The following is a 523-nucleotide window of genomic DNA, read 5'->3' on the forward strand; positions in this document are numbered from 1 at the left end:
AGATGGGGTCGCCCGAGGCGGCGCGCGTGAGCACGAAGACCAGCACGGCCACGAGGGACAGCACGATGAGCATGCCGGCGAAGCGCGAGGCAATGAAACGGAACAAGCGCGTCTCCTACTTGATCTTCACATTCCAGAAGAAGGGCCAGTTCGTGGGTTGGTAGTTGTCCAGTGCCGGGCTCTTGGCCGAGAGGGCGTTGAACTTGCCGACGCTGATGTAGGGCACCTCGTCGTACACCACCTGCTGCACCTTGCCCCACAGCGCGCCGCGCTTGGCCGGGTCGCTCTCGGTGTTGAAGGCGCTGAGCGAGGCCTTCTTGGCGGGCGAGTCCCACCAGCCTGGTGCACCGTCGCCCAGTTGCGGTGGCGACAGCATGGGCTCGGGGAACAGCCCCGAATGGGTGATGAAGATTTCCCACAGGCGCGGGTCGTTGCGGCGCTGGGTGAGCGTGGCCCAGTCGACCACGTTGAGGTCGACCTTGAAGCCGGCGCGCTTGAGCTGCTCGGCCATCAGGAGCGACAT

At 65.2% G+C, this 523-nt stretch carries 1 pseudogene; it reads right to left on the reverse strand.

Annotated elements, in window-relative coordinates:
* Positions 1-115: 115 nt before the first annotated feature.
* Positions 116-523 (reverse strand): annotated as a pseudogene (locus tag AC07O4_RS31510) (ABC transporter substrate-binding protein); the annotation flags it as partial.

It is taken from the genome of Variovorax sp. GW821-FHT09D04 (genome assembly GCF_059416405.1).